At 70.5% G+C, this 16,956-nt stretch carries 18 protein-coding genes and 1 tRNA gene; 14 read left to right on the forward strand and 5 right to left on the reverse strand.

Annotation, left to right across the window (positions count from 1 at the left end):
- Window positions 1–3 precede the first annotated feature (3 nt).
- The 6 genes from ACIHIX_RS35405 to ACIHIX_RS35430 are packed head-to-tail and all read left to right on the forward strand — an operon-like array spanning window position 4 to window position 4,836.
- A complete protein-coding gene (locus ACIHIX_RS35405; protein ID WP_399963546.1) occupies window positions 4–1,452 on the forward strand; it encodes an NAD-dependent succinate-semialdehyde dehydrogenase in 1,449 nt (482 codons plus the stop codon).
- On the forward strand, window positions 1,449–2,219 hold the full coding sequence (locus ACIHIX_RS35410; protein WP_399963548.1) for a fumarylacetoacetate hydrolase family protein: 771 nt from the start codon (window positions 1,449–1,451) through the stop codon (window positions 2,217–2,219). Before ACIHIX_RS35405 ends, ACIHIX_RS35410 begins: the two co-directional genes overlap by 4 nt.
- Window positions 2,216–2,587 carry a VOC family protein gene (locus ACIHIX_RS35415; protein WP_399963550.1) on the forward strand — a complete coding sequence of 124 codons (372 nt, stop codon included), beginning with the start codon at window positions 2,216–2,218 and terminating at the stop codon, window positions 2,585–2,587. Before ACIHIX_RS35410 ends, ACIHIX_RS35415 begins: the two co-directional genes overlap by 4 nt.
- Before the next feature lie 26 nt (window positions 2,588–2,613).
- The gene (locus ACIHIX_RS35420; RefSeq protein WP_399963552.1) at window positions 2,614–3,399 is read left to right on the forward strand and encodes an alpha/beta fold hydrolase; all 786 of its coding nucleotides are present in this window, start codon (window positions 2,614–2,616) and stop codon (window positions 3,397–3,399) included.
- Window positions 3,396–3,854 carry a heme-binding protein gene (locus tag ACIHIX_RS35425; RefSeq protein ID WP_399963554.1) on the forward strand — a complete coding sequence of 153 codons (459 nt, stop codon included), beginning with the start codon at window positions 3,396–3,398 and terminating at the stop codon, window positions 3,852–3,854. Before ACIHIX_RS35420 ends, ACIHIX_RS35425 begins: the two co-directional genes overlap by 4 nt.
- A 4-nt stretch (window positions 3,855–3,858) precedes the next feature.
- Entirely contained in the window at window positions 3,859–4,836 is a 978-nt protein-coding gene (locus ACIHIX_RS35430; RefSeq protein ID WP_399963556.1) for a methionine synthase II (cobalamin-independent)-like protein, read from the forward strand.
- A gap of 107 nt (window positions 4,837–4,943) precedes the next feature.
- On the opposite strand, the gene ACIHIX_RS35435 is transcribed toward ACIHIX_RS35430, so the two are convergent.
- The gene (locus tag ACIHIX_RS35435; protein ID WP_399963558.1) at window positions 4,944–5,231 is read right to left on the reverse strand and encodes a putative quinol monooxygenase; all 288 of its coding nucleotides are present in this window, start codon (window positions 5,229–5,231) and stop codon (window positions 4,944–4,946) included.
- A gap of 136 nt (window positions 5,232–5,367) precedes the next feature.
- Here ACIHIX_RS35435 and ACIHIX_RS35440 point away from each other — a divergent pair, with 136 nt between their 5' ends.
- The 5 genes from ACIHIX_RS35440 (at window position 5,368) to ACIHIX_RS35460 (ending at window position 11,786) form a co-directional block, all read left to right on the forward strand.
- Complete coding sequence (locus ACIHIX_RS35440; protein ID WP_399963560.1) at window positions 5,368–6,822, forward strand: aldehyde dehydrogenase family protein; 1,455 nt, start codon at window positions 5,368–5,370, stop codon at window positions 6,820–6,822.
- Window positions 6,815–8,011 (forward strand): L-2-hydroxyglutarate oxidase, encoded by a 1,197-nt coding sequence (lhgO, locus tag ACIHIX_RS35445; protein WP_399963562.1) that lies wholly within the window; start codon window positions 6,815–6,817, stop codon window positions 8,009–8,011. Before ACIHIX_RS35440 ends, lhgO begins: the two co-directional genes overlap by 8 nt.
- 135 nt (window positions 8,012–8,146) lie before the next feature.
- Window positions 8,147–9,007, forward strand: a complete 861-nt coding sequence (locus tag ACIHIX_RS35450) for an amidohydrolase family protein (protein WP_399963563.1) — start codon at window positions 8,147–8,149, stop codon at window positions 9,005–9,007.
- Between the two features lie 13 nt (window positions 9,008–9,020).
- The gene (locus tag ACIHIX_RS35455; RefSeq protein ID WP_399963565.1) at window positions 9,021–10,733 is read left to right on the forward strand and encodes a thiamine pyrophosphate-dependent enzyme; all 1,713 of its coding nucleotides are present in this window, start codon (window positions 9,021–9,023) and stop codon (window positions 10,731–10,733) included.
- 9 nt (window positions 10,734–10,742) lie between these two features.
- The gene (locus ACIHIX_RS35460) at window positions 10,743–11,786 is read left to right on the forward strand and encodes an Ldh family oxidoreductase (protein ID WP_399963567.1); all 1,044 of its coding nucleotides are present in this window, start codon (window positions 10,743–10,745) and stop codon (window positions 11,784–11,786) included.
- A 93-nt stretch (window positions 11,787–11,879) separates the two neighbouring features.
- On the opposite strand, the gene ACIHIX_RS35465 is transcribed toward ACIHIX_RS35460, so the two are convergent.
- The gene (locus ACIHIX_RS35465) at window positions 11,880–12,470 is read right to left on the reverse strand and encodes a TetR/AcrR family transcriptional regulator (protein ID WP_399963569.1); all 591 of its coding nucleotides are present in this window, start codon (window positions 12,468–12,470) and stop codon (window positions 11,880–11,882) included.
- Between the two features lie 179 nt (window positions 12,471–12,649).
- Between ACIHIX_RS35465 and ACIHIX_RS35470 the strand changes: the two genes are divergently transcribed.
- Entirely contained in the window at window positions 12,650–14,077 is a 1,428-nt protein-coding gene (locus ACIHIX_RS35470; protein ID WP_399963571.1) for an MFS transporter, read from the forward strand.
- A gap of 81 nt (window positions 14,078–14,158) precedes the next feature.
- Window positions 14,159–14,232 (forward strand) — tRNA-Pro (locus tag ACIHIX_RS35475).
- Window positions 14,233–14,298: 66 nt separating this feature from the next.
- On the opposite strand, the gene ACIHIX_RS35480 is transcribed toward ACIHIX_RS35475, so the two are convergent.
- The 3 genes from ACIHIX_RS35480 to ACIHIX_RS35490 form a co-directional block, all read right to left on the reverse strand.
- Window positions 14,299–15,057 carry an NPP1 family protein gene (locus tag ACIHIX_RS35480; protein ID WP_399963573.1) on the reverse strand — a complete coding sequence of 253 codons (759 nt, stop codon included), beginning with the start codon at window positions 15,055–15,057 and terminating at the stop codon, window positions 14,299–14,301.
- A gap of 15 nt (window positions 15,058–15,072) precedes the next feature.
- Window positions 15,073–16,188 carry a glycoside hydrolase family 19 protein gene (locus ACIHIX_RS35485; RefSeq protein ID WP_399963575.1) on the reverse strand — a complete coding sequence of 372 codons (1,116 nt, stop codon included), beginning with the start codon at window positions 16,186–16,188 and terminating at the stop codon, window positions 15,073–15,075.
- A gap of 141 nt (window positions 16,189–16,329) precedes the next feature.
- Window positions 16,330–16,617 (reverse strand): DUF1905 domain-containing protein, encoded by a 288-nt coding sequence (locus tag ACIHIX_RS35490; protein WP_399963577.1) that lies wholly within the window; start codon window positions 16,615–16,617, stop codon window positions 16,330–16,332.
- A 118-nt stretch (window positions 16,618–16,735) separates the two neighbouring features.
- Here ACIHIX_RS35490 and ACIHIX_RS35495 point away from each other — a divergent pair, with 118 nt between their 5' ends.
- Window positions 16,736–16,858, forward strand: a complete 123-nt coding sequence (locus tag ACIHIX_RS35495) for a putative leader peptide (protein WP_399963579.1) — start codon at window positions 16,736–16,738, stop codon at window positions 16,856–16,858.
- Window positions 16,859–16,956 lie beyond the last annotated feature (98 nt).

Consider the following 16,956-nt stretch of genomic DNA (forward strand, 5'->3'; position numbering starts at 1 on the left):
CCCATGACGACCGACCACGGCTACCCCGCCGTCCGCATGTACATAGCGGGCGAGTGGTGCCAGGGCGGCACCGGACGTACCGCCCCGATCGTGAACCCGGCCACCGAGGAGGTGATCGGCGAGGTACCCCTCGCCACCACCGCCGACCTGGACCGCGCGCTCGCCGCCGCCGACGAGGGCTTCCGTGTCTGGCGTGCCACGCCGATCGCCCGGCGCACCGCGATCCTGCACGCCGCCGCCGACCTGATCGCCGAGCGCGCCCCCGAGATCGGCCGCGTCAGCACCCTGGAGCAGGGCAAGCCCCTCTCCGAGTCCACCGGCGAGGCCCGCCGCACCGCCGACACCCTGCGCTGGCACGCCGACGACGCCCGCCGCGCCTACGGCCGCATCATCCCGACCGAGCCCGGCACCGTACTGACCGTCCGGCGGGAGCCCATCGGCCCGGTCGCCGCCTTCGTACCGTGGAACTTCCCCGTCGGCGGCCCCAACCGCAAGATCTCCTCGGCCCTCTCCGCGGGCTGCTCGATCATCATCAAGGGCTCCGAGGAGACGCCCGCCACCGCCGCGGCCCTCGTCAAGTGCTACGAGGACGCGGGCCTGCCCGCCGGTGTCCTCAACCTCGTCTTCGGTGAGCCCGCCGAGGTCTCCGCGCACCTCATCGCCTCACCTGTCACCCGGCTCATCGCCTTCACCGGCTCGGTCCCGGTCGGCAAGCTGCTGGCGGCCAGGGCGGGAGAGGTCATGAAGCCCTCCCTGATGGAGCTGGGCGGCCACGCCCCGGTGATCGTCTGTGCCGATGCCGACCCCGTGCGGGCCGCCCGCAGGGCCGCCCAGGCGAAGTTCGCCAACGCCGGCCAGGTGTGCACCTCGCCGAGCCGCTTCTACGTCCACGAGAGCCTCGTCGAGGAGTTCACCGCCGAGTTCGTGCGGGCCGCCGAGGAGGTGACCGTGGGCGACGGACTGGCCGAGGGCACGACGATGGGACCGCTGGCCAACGAGCGCCGCCTCAAGGCGCTGGAGCGGCTCGTCACCGACGCCGTCGCGCGCGGCGCCAAGGTCCTGACCGGCGGCGCCGCCCTCGACCGCCCCGGCTACTTCTTCGCGCCGACCGTCCTCACCGACGTGCCCGAGGACGCCGGGCTGCTGCACGAGGAACCCTTCGCGCCGGTCGCCCCGATCGTCCCCTTCAACGACCTGGACGAGGTCCTCGCGCGGGCGAACGCGCTGTCGTACGGTCTCGCCGCCTACGGCTTCACCCGCTCCGCCGCCACCGCCGAGAAGCTCTCGGCGGAGCTGGAGGCCGGCATCCTCTCGATCAACCACTGCGGTGGCTCCGTGCACGAGGCGCCGTCCGGTGGGGTGAAGGAGAGCGGCTACGGCCGCGAGGGCGGGCCGGAGGCCCTGGACGCCTACCTGGTCACCAAGCGCGTCTCCCATCTGCTGGTGCCATGAGGTACGCACGCCTGTCGGTCGGCGGACGGCCGGTCTGGGGCCGGGTCGGGGAGACTGACGTCGAGCTCCTGTCCGGCTCCCCGCTGGAGGACGCCCCCGACGTCATCGGCACGGTGCCGCGCGCGACGGCCGTCTGGCTGCCGCCGGTCGTGCCCGGCGTCTTCTACGCGGTCGGCATGAACTACCCCCGGCACATCGCCCACGCCGGAGTCGCCACCCCGGACCGCCCCGAGGTCGGCTACCGCGCCAACAACGCGCTCACCGGGCACCTTTCGCCGATCGTCAAGCCGCGCGAGGTCACCGGGCGGTTCGAGGCCGAGCCCGAACTCGTCGCCGTCATCGGCCGCACGCTGCGTCACGCCACCTACGACGAGGCCCGCAAGGCCGTCTTCGGCTGGACGATCGGCAACGACGTCAGCGCCCGCACCTGGCAGCACCAGGACCGCACCTTCTGGCGCAGCAAGAACAGCGACACGTTCAAGCCGATGGGCCCCTGGATCGAGACGGACGTCGACGCCCTCGCCCAGACGACCACGCTGCGCGTCAACGGCGAGAAGCGCGCCGAGTTCGCCACCGGCGACATGGTCTTCGACCCCTTCGCCTACCTCGCCGAGATGACCCGGCACCTCACCGTCCACCCCGGCGACGTGCTCTGGACGGGCGCCGAGTCGACCTGCCAACTGGAGCCGGGCGACACCGTGGACGTCGAGATCAGCGGCATCGGCGTGCTCTCCAACCCCGTACACCTCGAAGGGAATCAGCCATGACCGCGGCACCGCGCTACATCCACCACGTCAACTTCCCCACCACCGACCCCGACCGCACCGCGGAGTGGTACGCCAAGGTCTTCGGGATGAAGCGGATCATGCCCAAGTCCAACACCCGTGTGGTGCTGATGACCCGGGGCAACTTCGACCTCCACTTCACCCCCGTCGAGGAGATGGAGCGCATGGCGCCCTATCACTTCGCCGTCGAGGTCGACGACTGGGACGACTTCCTCGCACACCTGGGGGAGCTGGGCATCCGCCACACCCGACCGATCCAGCGCCCCGAGAACCAGTCCAAGTTCTGCTACATCCACGACCCCGACCACACCATGATCGAACTCGTCTACCACGCCAAGCGCCCCAACTGAGCCTGCGTACACGGGAGTTGACCCCCATGCCCATTGCCGACTCCGACGGCACCTCCATCTACTACGAGCGCCACGGCAGCGGTCCGGCGATCCTGTTCGTGCACGGCAGCGGCGGCCACCACGCCGCCTGGTGGCAGCAAGTGGCCGCACTGCGCGACGAGTTCACCGTCGTCACCATCGACCTGCGAGGCTTCGGCAAGTCCGACTCGTCCATGCCGGAGTTCGACGGCCAGGACTTCCCCGGCGATGTCGTGGCCGTCCTGGACCAGGAAGACCTCACCGACGCCATGCTCGTCGGCCAGTCCATCGGCTCCGTCGCCGCCCTGCGCGCCGGCCTCCTGCGCCCGGAGCGCGTCTCCTCGGTCGTCCTCGGCCACTCCCTGGGCGGCATCAGCCACCCCGAGCTGAGGGAACTGGCCGCGGCGGACCGCGCCGAGGCGGTGCAGCTGCCCGTCATCGACCGGCTGCTGACCAAGGATTTCCAGACCACCCGCGCCGACCTGACCTTCCTCTTCCAGCAGATGGGCACCTTCAACGTCGCCCGGATGCAGGACCTGCGCAACCTCGACACCGACGGCCCCTCCCTGGAGGAGATCCAGGCATCCGGCGTCAGGGTCGCCTTCCTCGCCGGCGAGAAGGACGCGGTGCTCAGCGTGAAGACCGTGACCCGCGCCCACGAACTGCTCCCCGGCTCACACCTGGAGATCGTCGAAGGCGCCCCGCACTCCATGTACTGGGAGACGCCGGGACCGTACAACACCGCGATCGCCCACCTGCGCCGCACCCTCACCGCACCGAAGGACTCCGCATGACCACCCTCACCCTGGACGCCGCCGAGAAGATCCTCGACGCCGCCCACCAGCGCGCCCAGGCGATCGGCAAGGCGGTGAGCGTGGCCGTGGTCGACGCCGGCGGCTTCCCCGTCGCCATCCGCCGCCCCGACGGCGCCCGTCCCCTCACCCCCGACATCGCCCGCGCCAAGGCCTACACCGCGGCGGTCATGCAGCGCCCCGGCACGATGCTGAAGAAGTGGCAGGAGAGCCAGCCCGTCTTCTTCTCCCAGCTCTCCCAGCTCCCCGGCGCCGCGATGCCGATCATGGCCACCGAGGGCAGCGTCACCATCAAGAAGGACGGCGAGATCATCGGCGGCCTCGGCATCGCCGGCGGCACCGCGGCCGAGGACCAGCAGATCGCCGAGGACGTCCTCAACTCCCTCGGCTACGAACTGGAGTTCGCCGCGTGGGGCGTCGCGGGCGGAGGGAACTGACATCATGGCCGACACTTTCAACTACCGCATCGACCACCACGGCAGCCTGGTCCGGCCCACCGACCTCGACGCGACCGGCGCCGATCAGGCGGTCCAGGACGCGGTGGTCTTCCAGCGCAAACTGCGCTCCACGGTCGTCACCGACGGCGACTTCCCCCGAGAGGACTTCCGCAGCGCCGTCCTTGACGGGGTGTCAGGTCTGCGCCGCACGGACGAGACGGGGCCCGAGGGCTTGGTCCGCTGGGTGGCCGAGGCCCTCCCGAAGGCCAACGGCCCCTTGGTGGCGGACTGGGCGACCCGCCTCACCGAGCTGACGGTGATCGCCCCGAAGGTCTCGCTGCCGTCCCCGGCCTACCTGGCCGCCACCACCTTCCAGCCCGGCCTCGGCGCAGGCTCCGCACGCGAGTTGGGGGAGGCGCTGGCCGAGATCATCGCGACGGAGATCGCGCTGCTGGTCTCGAAGGGCGTACGCCTGATCCAGCTCAACAACCCGCTGTTGCTCGACGCCGATCCGGGGGCGCTGTCCTACGAGGACGCGCTGGCGGTCGACGCGCTCGCGGTAGGGCTCGACGAGCGCCCCGAGGGCGTACGCATCGGCGTCTGCCCCGGCTGGACGGCCCCGGCGGAGGTGGACCGGGCGCGCCTGGACAAGCTGTACGCGGGCATCCCGGCCGACCGCTGGATCCTGCCCCTCCTGGACGGCTCCGAGGCCGAGCTGGACCTCATCAGGGCCCTGCCGGAGGACCGGGACGTCTGCCTGGGCGTGGTCGACGCGACGGTGCCCGACCTGGAGGACCTCGACACGGTACTGGCTCGTATCGACGCGGTGGGCGAGCTCAAGGACCTGGAGGACGCGGCCCTGTCCCCGTCGAGAGGCTTCGCCGACGTGGCAAGCAGGCCCTTCCTCACCACAGAGGAACAGCGCAAGAAGCTGGTCCTGGTCGAGACACTGGCCCGGTACGTCTGGGGCAACGAGTTCTAAAAGGGCCTTGAGGGGCGCGGGGCTGTGTCAATTTGCGGCTCCGCCGCGTGTGCGCGACAAGCCACAGAGCACCCGCGCCCCTCAACGAAACACAAGCCAGCAAACGCTCAGAGCACCTCGGCGAATGTCACGGAACGCTCCGTGAGCAACGGCCACACCGTCTCCGCGATCAACTCGGTGAAGTGCGGAGCGGCCTTGTGCGCCTCGAAGCCCGCCTGGTCGGCGTACTGCTCGTACAAGACGAAACTCCCGGTCTCGCCCACCTCCGTGTGCACCTCGTACGCCAGGTTCGCGGGCTCGGCGCGGGTGTGCTCGCGCACCTTCAGCAACGCACCCCGCACGGTCGCCTCGTCGGCGGCGGCGCAGTGGTAACGGGCGATGACTGCGTAGGCCATCGGGTTCCTCCTCATGGATCGTCCGGCTCACCGATCCCACCATGAATGCCCTGATGAGCGGCTCGCACGGAGTGCAAGCAATGTCTGCCGCCCCGGAGCTGGTCCCATCACCGTCCCGTGAGGTGTCGTGAACGACATGCGTACTCTCGAAACCCTCTCGGGCGGGGAGTGGGTGACGACCGGCGAGTGGATCGACGTCCACGACCCGGCCGACGTCCGCACCTCGTTCGCCCGCGTCCCCGCCCTCGCCGCCAAGGACGTCACCCGCGCCTACGACCACGCCGAGCGCGCCTTCGCCCACTGGAAGCGCACCAGCCCCTTCGAGCGGGCGCAGATCCTCACCGACGCGGCCCGGCTGATCCGCGAGCGCGTGGACGAGATCGCCGCCGACGTCACCGCCGAGAACGGCAAGACGCGCGCCGAGGCCCGCGGCGAGACCCTCAAGGCCGCCGACTTCCTCGACTACTACGCCGGTCTGGGCCGCCAGGGCTACGGCACCCTGCTGCACGACGTACGCCCCAACCACCGTACGCACACGCAGCGCGAGCCCATCGGCGTGATCCTGGTGATCAGCCCGTGGAACGACCCGCTGATCACCCCGGCCCGCAAGCTCGCCCCGCTGCTCGCGGCCGGCAACGCGGCGGTGTTCAAGCCGGCCGGCGAAACCCCGGTCTCCGGCCTGCACTTCGCCCGCGCCCTGCACGACGCGGGCCTGCCGGCCGGTGTCCTGAACGTCGTCACGGGCCGTACGGCCGAGCTGGAGGAAGCCCTCCTCGACGACCCGCGGATCACCGGCATCACCTTCACCGGCTCCAACGCCGTCGGCAACCGCATCCGCCGCCGGCTCGCCGACCGCAACGTCCGCTTCCAGGGCGAACTCGGCGGCAAGAACGCGTCCGTGGTCCTGCGGGACGCCGATCTGGCGGCCGCCGCGAAGGCCGTGGTCGCCGCCTCCTTCGGGCAGGCGGGCCAGCGCTGCACCGCCACCAGCCGGGTCGTCGTCGAGCGGCCCGTGTACGACGCGTTCGCCCGCCTCCTGCTCGCCGAGGTCGAGGCGCTGACGGTCGGCCCGGGCAGCGACCCGGCGACGACCCTGTGCCCGCTGTCGAGCCCGAGGCAGCGCGACAGCGTCCTCGCCGACATCGACCAGGCGATCGAGGAAGGCGCGACCCTCTTCACCGGCGGAACGGCGGACACCGACCGACCGCACGGCTGTTACGTCCGGCCGACCGTGCTGGCCGACGTCACCCCGGACATGGCGATCTGGCGCGAGGAGGTCTTCGGGCCCGTCCTCGCCCTGCGCGCGGTGGACGACTTCGGCGCGGCCGTCGACGCGGTCAACGACTCCGACTTCGGGCTCGCCGCGGCCGTGTTCACCCGCGACCTGGGCAACGCGTACCGGTTCGCCGACGAGGCCGAGTGCGGGCAGGTCGCGGTCAACACGACCACCACCGGCTGGGACGTCCACCTGCCCTTCGGCGGCTTCCGCGACTCCGGTACGGCGTACAAGGAGCAGGGCGACGAGGTGCTCCGCTTCTCCACCCGGGTGAAGACCGTCGCCGTCCACTTCGGGGAGACGGCGCGTGGCTGACGAGACCGTCGGCGTCGTCGGCGCCGGGATCGTGGGGCTCGCCACCGCCCGGGAGATCGCCCTGCGCCGCCCCGGCACCCGGGTCGTGGTGCTGGAGAAGGAACAGGAAGTCGCCGTCCACCAGACCGGCCACAACTCGGGCGTCGTGCACGCCGGCATCTACTACGCGCCGGGCAGCCTGAAGGCGGACCTGTGCGTACGGGGCGTGTCGCTGCTGCGGGAGTACTGCCAGGAACGGGCGCTGCCGTACGAGGAGATCGGCAAGCTCGTGATGGCGGTCCGCGACGACGAACTCGGCCGTATGGAGAACCTCTACGAGCGGGCGAAGAACAACCACGTGCCCGATCTGCGCAGGGTCTCCAGGGACGAGATCAAGGAGATCGAGCCGAACGCCGGCGGTATCGCGGCCCTGCACTCACCACGCACCGCGATCACCGACTACAAGGCGATCGCCCGGGAGTTCGCCCGGGACATCGAGGCCTCCGGCGGCGAGGTGCGACTGGGCTTCCCCGTCACCTCGATCACCCAGGTCCCGGGCGGCATCGAGGTCGCCTCCGGCCAGGAGCGGATCAGGGTCGACCGGCTGATCCTGTGCGCGGGCCTCCAGTCGGACGCGGTGGCGAGACTCGCCCAGGACAAGCGGGAACCGAGGATCATCCCGTTCCGCGGCGAGTACATGCTCCTCAAGCCGGATCGCACGCACCTCGTACGGGGCCTCGTCTATCCGGTCCCCGACCCGCGCTACCCCTTCCTCGGCGTGCACTTCACCCCACGCGTCGACGGCTCGGTGGAGGTCGGTCCGAACGCCGTCCTGGCCCTGGCCAAAGAGGGCTACACGCTCGGCAGGATCTCCCCGAAGGACCTCCTGGGCATCGCCGCCTACCCAGGCACCTGGCGGATGGCGGCCCAGCACTGGCGTACCGGCGTCAAGGAGTACCGCGGCGCCCTGTCCACGGCGGCCTTCATGAAGGACGCGGGGCTCTACGTCCCCGGCGTCGGCGTAGGGGACGTCGTACGCGGCGGAGCGGGCGTACGGGCCCAGGCGCTGGACCGCGACGGCACCCTCGTCGACGACTTCCGGATCCATGGCGCCGGCCGGATCACCGCCGTACGCAACGCGCCCTCGCCCGCCGCGACGGCCTCGATGGCGATCGCGGAACACATCGTCGATGCAGTGTTCGCACGCTGAAAGTGCCCTGCTGAGAGGGCACTTGAGCGCAACAAGTGCTTGCGCTCCCAGGGGCTCCGCAGAGCCTCGGAACCCGCCTAGCGTTCCACCCGCACCACAGCGTCACCCCCGCCTTCGAAGAGAAAGAGTCCCACGATGTTCGTTGTCGACACACAGATCCACATCTGGCTGGAAGAGTCCGCGGACCGCCCCTGGGTGCCCGGCGCGCGGGAACGCATCCGCCTCAACGGTCACCGCGAGGACCCCTTCTCCTACGAGGAGGCCCTGGAGCTGATGGACGAGGCCGGCGTCAACCGCGCGCTGATCCTTCCGCCGTCCTGGGAGGGCGACCGCATCGACTACGCCCTGGAGGCGTGCGAGGCGCACCCGGACCGCTTCGGCATCATGGCCCGCGTCCCGCAGAACAAGCCCGAAGAGGGCAAGGCCATGCTCAAGGACTTCGCGCAGAACCCGCATGTGAAGGGCACGCGGCTCACCTTCCACCGGCCGCAGGACCGCAACTGGATGATCGACGGCACCAACGACTGGTACTGGCCGATCGCCGAGGAGCTCGGCATCCCGACGATGGTCCACGCGCCGATCTGGAAGCGGGAGTTGGGCGAGATCGCCACCAAGCACCCCGAGCTGAAGATCATCATCGACCACATGGGCATCATGGCCCGCTGTGTGGACGACGCGATCGGCTACTGGGTCGCGGAGACCGCCGACCTGGCCGCCCACCCCAACATCTACGTCAAGGTCTCGGCGCTGCCCGGCTACTCCACCCAGCCCTTCCCGAACAACAACATCCAGAAGTACGTGCGCGAGATGGTCGACAAGATGGGCCCGCAGCGCTGCTTCTACGGCACCGACATCACCCGCCTGCTCGGCCACGGCATCACCTACACCGACACGATCGAGCAGTTCACCAAGCACTGGGACTTCACGCCCGAGGAGCTTGAATGGATCATGGGCCGCGGTATCTCCGAGGTCCTGAACTGGCCGATCGAGGGCTGAGGAAACACGAGAGATGACCGACACCACCACATCCCCCGGCGCCGACGGCGGCGACGCTCTCGTCACCGCCTTCAACGCCGTCGGCGCCGACTACCTCTTCTGCTCCTCGGGGTCCGAATGGGCCCCGGTGTGGGAGTCCCTGGCCCGCCGCCACCGGGACGGGCTGCCCTGCCCCGAGTACCTCGACCTGACCCACGAGACGGTCGCGGTCGGCATGGCCACCGGCTACGGCCTGCTCAGGCGCCGCCCCCAGGGGGTGCTGCTGCACGCGGCGCCCGGACTCCTCCAGGGCTCGATGGCGGTCCACGGGGCGCTGCTCGCCGGGGTCCCGATGGTGGTCAGCTCCTCGGAGTCGACCACCTACGGCGACGGCCCCGGTCAGGACCCGGGCGGCCAGTGGTACCGCAACCTGTCCATCGTGGGCGGCCCGCACTCCGTGGCCCAGCCGTTCACCAAGTGGTCCACCGAGGCGGCGAGCGTCCACACGCTGCCGACGATGGTCACCCGCGCGGCGGAACTGTCCTGGCGGGCGCCGGCGGGACCGGCGTACCTCAACATCCCGCTGGAGATCCTCCTGGAGGAGTGGGACGGGCGCGAGGCCAAGCCCCTCGTCGCCCCCGGCTCCACCCACAGCTCACCGGAGGAGGTCGACCCGGTCGCGCAGCTGATCAGGGAGGCGAGGAACCCGGTCGTCGTCACCGAGACGGCCGGCCGTGAGGCGGGCGGCTTCGAGGCCCTCGTCGCCTTCGCCGAGGCCTGGAACATCCCGGTCGTCGAGCCCGACTCGGCGGTCTGCGGCAACTTCCCGCGCACCCACCCGCTGCACGCCGGCAGCGACATCGGCCCCTGGATGGACGAGGCGGACCTCATCCTCCTGGTCAACTGCCGCGCCCCGTTCTACCCGCCGTCGCGCCGTCCCTCGAAGGCGACGATCGTGGTGATCGACGAGGTGCCGCAACGCCCGCACGTCGTCTACCAAGTCCTCTTCGCGGACCGCTACTTGGAGGGCAACGTCGCCAACACCCTGCGCCAGCTGACGAAGCGGGCGAAGGATCTGGACGCGAGCGCGGTGGCGGTCCGCCGGTCGGCACAGGAGGAACGGCACACCGCCGAGCAGCAGGCGATCGCGGCGGCCGAGTCGAGGGCCGCCTCTCAAGTCGGGGGCGTCGACCCCGTGTTGGTGGCCGCGACCCTGCGAAAGCTGCTCGACGGCCAGAACGGGATCGTCGTCGACGAGACCATCACCCACAGCCGCGTGGTGAAGCGGCACGTCCAGACCGCCGAGCCCGACTCGTACTTCTATGTCCAGGGCGGACTGGGCCAGGGCATCGCGGTGGCGCTGGGAGTCAAACTCGCCGCGCGCGAACGCCCGGTGGTCCTCACGATCGGCGACGGTGCCTTCACCTACAACCCGGTCATTCCGTCGTACGACGCCTCGAAGGCGTACGAACTCCCGCTGTTGATCGTCGTGTTCAACAACCGTGTCTACAAGTCGATGAATCTCAACCATCGTCGCTTCTACCCCGAGGGCGCCGCCGCGGAGACGGGGGAGTGGCTCGGCACCGATCTGCACCGCCTGCCCCGACTGGCCGCGTTCGCCGAGCCGTTCGGCCTGCACACCGAGACCGTCGACACCCCGGACGCACTCACCCCCGCGCTGGAGCGCGCCCTCAAGTCCGTGGCCGAGGGCACGACCGCGGTCGTCGACGTCCTCGTCACTCGCTAGGAGACCTTCATGTCCACCACTCCCCAGAAGGTGCTCGTCCCCGCCGATGACCTGCGCACCTTCGCCGCCGCCCTCCTGGAGAAGGGCGGTCTGAGTCCCGAGCACGCCCGGACCACCGCCGACGTGTTCGTCTGGGCCGCCCAGCGCGGCGTCGACTCCCACGGCACCGCCCGGGTCCCGGCCTATCTGGACCTGCTCGCCAAGGGCGTCGCGAACGCCACCCCCGAGATCAGGGTCGAGTCGACCACGCCCGCCGCCGCGGTCCTCCACGCCGACCGCGCCCCGGGCCCGGTGGCCCTGAGCGCGGCGGCGGAAGAGGCGGTACGTCGGGCCCGTACGACCGGCATCGCCACCGTGGGCGTACGCGAGACCGTCCACACCGGTGCCATCGGCCACTACGTCTCCAAGATCGCCGAACAGGGCCTGGTCGGCCTCGGCTTCGTGGCCGGGATGCCCAACATGGGCTACACGGGCGCCAAGGGCGCGGCGGTGGCCACGAGTCCGCTCGCCATCGCCGTACCGGCCCGGACCCACGCCCCGCTGCTCCTCGACATGGCCACCGCCACCATCGCCCTCGGCAAGATCCGCCAGGCGAAGGCGAGCGGCACGCCGCTCCCGCAGGGCGCCGCCGCCACGGCGGACGGCACCCCGACGACCGACCCCGAGCTGGCGGTCATGCCCCTCCCGCTGGGTGGGGCGAAGGGCTCCGGCATGTCCCTCGCCTTCGAACTCCTCACCAGCGTCCTGGTCGGCGCCCCGATCTTCACGTCCTTCCACTCGGACGACCCGAAGGGCCGCAAGCACCGCCAGAACGCGCTGCTGATCGCGATCGACCCGGTGGCCTTCGGTGACGCGGATGCGTTTGTGGAGGCAGTCGACGGCACGCTGGGGGCGTTGAAGGCTCTCCCGAGCGAAGAGGGCGTCTACTACCCGGGAGAGCGCAGCGCAGCGGTGGCCGCGGAACGAGGGGAGAAGGGCATCCCGGTAGCCCCGAAGGTATGGCGTGAGTTGACGGAGCGAGCTGAACAACTAGGCGTGCCTGTACCTGCCTAGGGGCGCGGGGCTGTATCAATTCGCGGCTCCGCCGCGTGGGCGCGAACAACCCCCACAACCCGCACACGCGAACGGCGAGAAGGACCCGAGCTCTCAGGCGCCCGGGTCCTTCCGCATGCGTACGCCGTCCAACGCGATCCCCAGCACCCGGACCTGCTGCGCCTCGTCCTCGAACGCCGTCGCCATGATCCCCGCGACCATCCGCAGCAGATCCCCGAACTCCATGTCCTCCCGCACGGCCCCCGCTTCCTGGGCCCGTTCGAACAGCGGCCCGCCACCCGCGTACATCGACTCCCGGCACGCCACGAAGACCTCCGACTCGCCGTCGAGAGCCTCCCGCACCGCCCGCTTGGTCACCATGTATCCGGCGAACCGGTCGAGCCAGGCCGTCAGCGCCTCCCACGGCTCCCGGTCCGCCACCTCCACCGCCAGCCGGCACAGCGCGTTGACCTCGTCCGCGTAGACCGTCTCGAAGAGCTGCCGCCGGGTCGGGAAGTTCCGGTACAGCGTGCCGATGCCGACTCCCGCGCGCCGCGCGATGTCCTCCAGCGACGCCTCCGCGCCATGCTCGGCGAACGCCTCCCGCGCGGCGGCCAGCAGCGCGTCGTAGTTGCGGGCGGCGTCCTTCCGGGTGGGGCGGCGCGCCGCGACCAGCTCGGTGACGGGGAAGGGCTGGGTGGTCACGGACGCCTCCCGGAGGGTGAAGCGGAGGTATGCCTCCGATACGGGTTGAAGCGGAGGGTTGCCTCCGATAGAGTGGAGGCGCACCTCCACTTTAGCAGTCGAGGTGCCTCCTCCATCCTTCCCGCGACCGCTCCCAAGAGGCTCCGGCCGCACACCCCCGTGCTCGGAGAGGCTTCTCCATGCCCCGCAACTCCACCCGCCTCACCTTCGCGGTCCTCGCGACCGGTGCGGGCGTGTTCGCCATGCTCCAGTCGCTGATCGCGCCGGCCCTGCCGACCGTCCAGCACGCCCTGCACACCTCGCAGTCCACCGCGACCTGGGTGATGACGGCGTACCTGCTCTCCGCGTCGATCTTCACCCCGATCCTCGGCCGTGTCGGCGACCTGATCGGCAAGAAGCGCACCCTCGTCGCCGTCCTGGTCACCGTGGCGGTCGGCTGTCTGCTGGCCGCGCTGGCGCCGACCATCGGCGTCCTGATCGTGGCCCGGGTCGTCCAGGGCGTCGGCGGCGCCCTGTTCCCGCTCTCCTTCGGCATCATCCGGGACGAGTTCGCCCCGTCGCAGGTGAGCAGGAGCATCAGCAACCTGTCCGCCGTGATCGCCGCCGGCGGTGGCGTCGGCATCGTCGCCGCCGGACCCATCGTCTCCGCGCTCGACTACCGCTGGTTGTTCTGGATCCCGGTCGGTGTCGTCGCGGTCGCCACGCTGATCGCCGTACGGTATGTGCCCGAGTCGCCCAACCGGGCCGAGGGCAGCGTCAATTGGCTCGGCGCCGGGCTGCTGTCGGCCTGGCTGGTCGCGCTGCTGCTGCCGCTCAGCCAGGCCGCCGTCTGGGGATGGGGGTCGGCGCGGGTGATCGGCCTGTTCGCCCTGGCCGTGGTCCTGTTCGCGCTGTGGCTGTACTCCGAGGCCCGTTCCCGCACGCCGCTGATCGATCTGCGGGTGATGCGCCTGCCCGCCGTGTGGACCACCAACACCGTGGCGCTGTTGTTCGGCGCGGGCATGTACGCCCTGTGGTCCTTCCTGCCGGGCTTCGTCCAGACGCCGAAGGCGGCCGGGTACGGCTTCGGCGCGAGTGTCACGGCGGCCGGGCTCCTCATGCTGCCGATGCTGGTGGCGATGTTCCTCTCGGGTGTGGTCGGCGGCCGGCTGGAGCCGGTTGTCGGCGCGAAGACACTGCTGGTGACGGGCGCCGCGCTGGGTGCGGGGGCCGTCGGTCTCCTCGCCCTGTGGCACGACGAGCAGTGGCAGGTCGCCCTTGTCTCGGCCCTCTTCGGCCTCGGCGTCGGGCTCGCCTTCGCCTCCATGGCCAACCTGATCGTGGGCAGTGTCCCGGCCGACCAGACGGGCGCCGCGACCGGCATGAACGCCAACATCCGCACCATCGGCGGCTCCATCGGCGCCGCCGTCACCAGCGTCCTGGTGACCGGGCACCTCCAGCCCTCCGGACTGCCGTACGAGTCCGGATACACCCATGGCTTCACCCTGCTGGCGCTGCTGCTGCTCGGGGCGGCCCTGGCCGCGCTGCTCGTCCCCGTCGGGCGAGCCGTACGCAGGGTCACCGTGAACACCCCGGCCCGCCCGGAAACCGTCTCCACCCGGGGCTGACGTCTGGCCAGTCGGATCGGCCGCGCGCGTGCGGTAGGGTTTACCTGCGCGTTCACACGGAACACCCGTGGCGATCGCGGCCGGGACGTGGCGCAGCTTGGTAGCGCACTTGACTGGGGGTCAAGGGGTCGCAGGTTCAAATCCTGTCGTCCCGACGGCAGGAGAGGGGCCCCGCGGGCGAAAGCTCGCGGGGCCCCTCTCCTCGTCTGCCGGTGGCTGTCTCAGGCGTTCGGGTCGAAGGGGATGCCGGAGGGCTTCGAGAGCCCGAGGGCGTACTGGAAGTCACCGTCGTCGATCTTGATGGTGGCCGAGCCGAAGTCGGCGCCCAGCAGCTTGTCGCGGTAGCCGGCCGGATAGCCGTTCCAGCCGACGAGGCGCGGGAAGAACCAGCCGCCGGTGGCGTTCTCGGGTGGTTCGTCGTTGGTGTTGGCGAAGCGGAAGCAGTGGGTGGACACGCCGTCCTTGTGGTAGACGATCTTCGGATGCGTGCCGTCGAAGCGGACGGAGCCGCGGGCGGCCACCTGGTAGCCGCTGTGCTGGGACACGGACACGTACTGCACCTGGTCGCCGTTGATCCACACCACGACGTGCTCCCAGTCGTGCCGGTGCCCGATGGCCGCCGGGCCGAGGGTGGCCTGGTCCTTCTCGAAGTAGCTCGCGTACATCACCGCGCACCAGCCGTTGTCGCACTTCGCGCGCGAGTAGGTGTTGGCGTTGGCGAGCTGGGCGTGGTCGTGGCAGTGGCCGTTGACGTCGCCGCCCAGCTTCAGACCGGGGTTGAGGGTGCCGTCGGCGCCGATCGCGGCGGTCGCGTAGCAGCCGTCGCCGTCGTAGTCGTAGGCCGGGGAGTAGGTCTGCTCCAGGCCGTCGGCGTTCTGCGGGAGCAGGGTCAGGACGTTGGCGTGGGCGGACGTGGGGACGGCGACGACGAGGGCCAGTGCGCCGAGGAGTGCCGAGGTGAACGATCTCAACTTGGGCATGACAGCGGCTCCTTGTCAGCAGTAGAGGTTGCCGCCCGGCGCGACGCCGAGGATCGAGGTGAACCGGTTGTAGGCGTCGACGCGGCTCTGCACCTGCGCCGGGTTCCTGCCGTCGCACTCCAGGGAGCCGTTGATGGACCGGATCGTCTGGCCGAAGCCGGCCTGGTTGACCATGGCGTTGTGCGGGGTCATGGTGCCGGGTCCCGTCTGGGTGTTCCAGTACCACAGGCCGGTGCGCCAGGCCACGGACGCGTCGTTCTGCACCAGCCAGGGGTTGCCCAGCAGATCGAGACCCAGCGCGTCCCCGGCCGCCTTGTAGTTGAAGTTCCAGCTGAGCTGGATGGGCCCGCGACCGTAGTAGGCGGCCTGACCGGCCGGGCAGCCGTACGACTGGCTCCAGTCGCAGTAGTGGGGGTAGTTGGCGGTGTTCTGCTCGACGACGTACACCAGGCCGCCGGTCTCGTGGTTGACGTTGGCGAGGAAGGCGGCGGCCTCCTGCTTCTTCACCGTGTCGCTGCCGGTGTTCGCGAAGCCGGGGTAGGAGCTGAGGGCCGCGACGAGCCCGCTGTAGGTGTAGAACGAGTTCCGGCTCGGGAACATCTGGTTGAACTGCGCCTCGGAGACCACGAACCCGGACGGGGTGCCGCCACCGCCGCTCGCGGGCGCGTTCCACTTCTGGTTGGCCGTGCCGGCGCAGGTCCAGATCTGCAGCCGGGTGCCGTTGGCGCTGTTGTTGTCGCGGACGTCGAGGCACTTGTTCGCGGCCGGGTTGACGATGTCGCGCGCCGCGCTCACCACCCACTGCTGGTTGGCGCCGCCCGAGCAGTCCCACAACTGGACCGCGGCCCCGTCGGCGGTGCTCCGCTCGACGACGTCCAGACACTTGCCGAGTGCCCGGAGCGTGCCGTCACCGGAGTTGGACCAGATCTGGGCGCCGGTTCCGTTGCAGTCGTAGAGCTGTACCGGGGTGCCGTTGGCGCTGCTCGCGCCCGCCACGTCGACGCACTTGCCGGCGAGCCCGGATATCGACCCACTGGCGGCGTGCGCCGGGGTCACGGTCAACAGTGCGGTCAGGACGGCCAGCAGCGCGGCGAGGACCGGAAGTCTGCCGACGCGAAGAGACAAGGGCATGGTGGGGACGCTCCTGAGGGGGGTGTCGTGGGGTGAGCGGGCGTCACACGGGGGCGTTGCAGAACGGGAACCTAAAGGTATGGACCATTTCCGTCAAGGGGTGAAGTAAGCCTTGAGGGAAGGGAGTTGCCGACCTCGGCGTCAGAGCAGGACGGTCAGCCGGACGGTCACGTCGTCATCGGTCGTCAGGCTTCGCGGACTGCGCACGGCGGCCTTGAGCGGCAGCAGATAGCGGCCGTCCTTGGGGAAGAGCGACGTGGTGAAGGTGGCCTCGCCGATGCTCGCCTCGACCGGGATCACTCCCCAGCCGTACGAGGCTGCCGTCGCCACCTCGCGGATGTCGGCGGACTCGTCGTCCGGTACGGGGACGAAGTAGTAGGGGGCCGGGCCGCGCCATTCGATCACCTGACCGGTGAAGACCAGTTCCATGAGGGGTCAGCGTACGGCGCCCTCCCCGCCCGGTGACCGGCCTGTGGACGCCCTCTTGACGTCCACCGCGACTCGATCGACACTCCAGATGGGAATCCTAGTGAACAGGTAGGGAAACATGAGGCGCCTTGAACCGGCCGTCGGCCGAGTGAGCCGTACGTCTCGGCCGTCGCCTCTTCTCACCTCCCGCCGGCACATCGACCTCCAGCGGGTCTGCAGCGCCATCCGCGCCCGCGGCTGACCAGGTCGCCGTTCCCTGTCGCGTCCGCCGTGCCGCCGGGCACGGGCACGCCCCCCTCCTTCCGGCCCGACGTCGCTTCCGCCGCGCGTACGTCCGCG

It is taken from the genome of Streptomyces sp. NPDC051913, from assembly GCF_044593635.1.
In the GTDB taxonomy this organism is placed as follows: domain Bacteria; phylum Actinomycetota; class Actinomycetes; order Streptomycetales; family Streptomycetaceae; genus Streptomyces.

Bases quoted from the DNA above. Each gene is read 5' to 3' on its own strand.
- ACIHIX_RS35405 (WP_399963546.1), top strand. From the start codon at position 4: ATGACGACCGACCACGGCTACCCCGCCGTCCGCATGTACATAGCGGGC.
- ACIHIX_RS35410 (WP_399963548.1), top strand. From the start codon at position 1,449: ATGAGGTACGCACGCCTGTCGGTCGGCGGACGGCCGGTCTGGGGCCGG.
- ACIHIX_RS35415 (WP_399963550.1), top strand. From the start codon at position 2,216: ATGACCGCGGCACCGCGCTACATCCACCACGTCAACTTCCCCACCACC.
- ACIHIX_RS35420 (WP_399963552.1), top strand. From the start codon at position 2,614: ATGCCCATTGCCGACTCCGACGGCACCTCCATCTACTACGAGCGCCAC.
- ACIHIX_RS35425 (WP_399963554.1), top strand. From the start codon at position 3,396: ATGACCACCCTCACCCTGGACGCCGCCGAGAAGATCCTCGACGCCGCC.
- ACIHIX_RS35430 (WP_399963556.1), top strand. From the start codon at position 3,859: ATGGCCGACACTTTCAACTACCGCATCGACCACCACGGCAGCCTGGTC.
- ACIHIX_RS35435 (WP_399963558.1), bottom strand. From the start codon at position 5,231: ATGGCCTACGCAGTCATCGCCCGTTACCACTGCGCCGCCGCCGACGAG.
- ACIHIX_RS35440 (WP_399963560.1), top strand. From the start codon at position 5,368: ATGCGTACTCTCGAAACCCTCTCGGGCGGGGAGTGGGTGACGACCGGC.
- ACIHIX_RS35450 (WP_399963563.1), top strand. From the start codon at position 8,147: ATGTTCGTTGTCGACACACAGATCCACATCTGGCTGGAAGAGTCCGCG.
- ACIHIX_RS35455 (WP_399963565.1), top strand. From the start codon at position 9,021: ATGACCGACACCACCACATCCCCCGGCGCCGACGGCGGCGACGCTCTC.
- ACIHIX_RS35460 (WP_399963567.1), top strand. From the start codon at position 10,743: ATGTCCACCACTCCCCAGAAGGTGCTCGTCCCCGCCGATGACCTGCGC.
- ACIHIX_RS35470 (WP_399963571.1), top strand. From the start codon at position 12,650: ATGCCCCGCAACTCCACCCGCCTCACCTTCGCGGTCCTCGCGACCGGT.
- ACIHIX_RS35480 (WP_399963573.1), bottom strand. From the start codon at position 15,057: ATGCCCAAGTTGAGATCGTTCACCTCGGCACTCCTCGGCGCACTGGCC.
- ACIHIX_RS35485 (WP_399963575.1), bottom strand. From the start codon at position 16,188: ATGCCCTTGTCTCTTCGCGTCGGCAGACTTCCGGTCCTCGCCGCGCTG.
- ACIHIX_RS35490 (WP_399963577.1), bottom strand. From the start codon at position 16,617: ATGGAACTGGTCTTCACCGGTCAGGTGATCGAATGGCGCGGCCCGGCC.
- ACIHIX_RS35495 (WP_399963579.1), top strand. From the start codon at position 16,736: ATGAGGCGCCTTGAACCGGCCGTCGGCCGAGTGAGCCGTACGTCTCGG.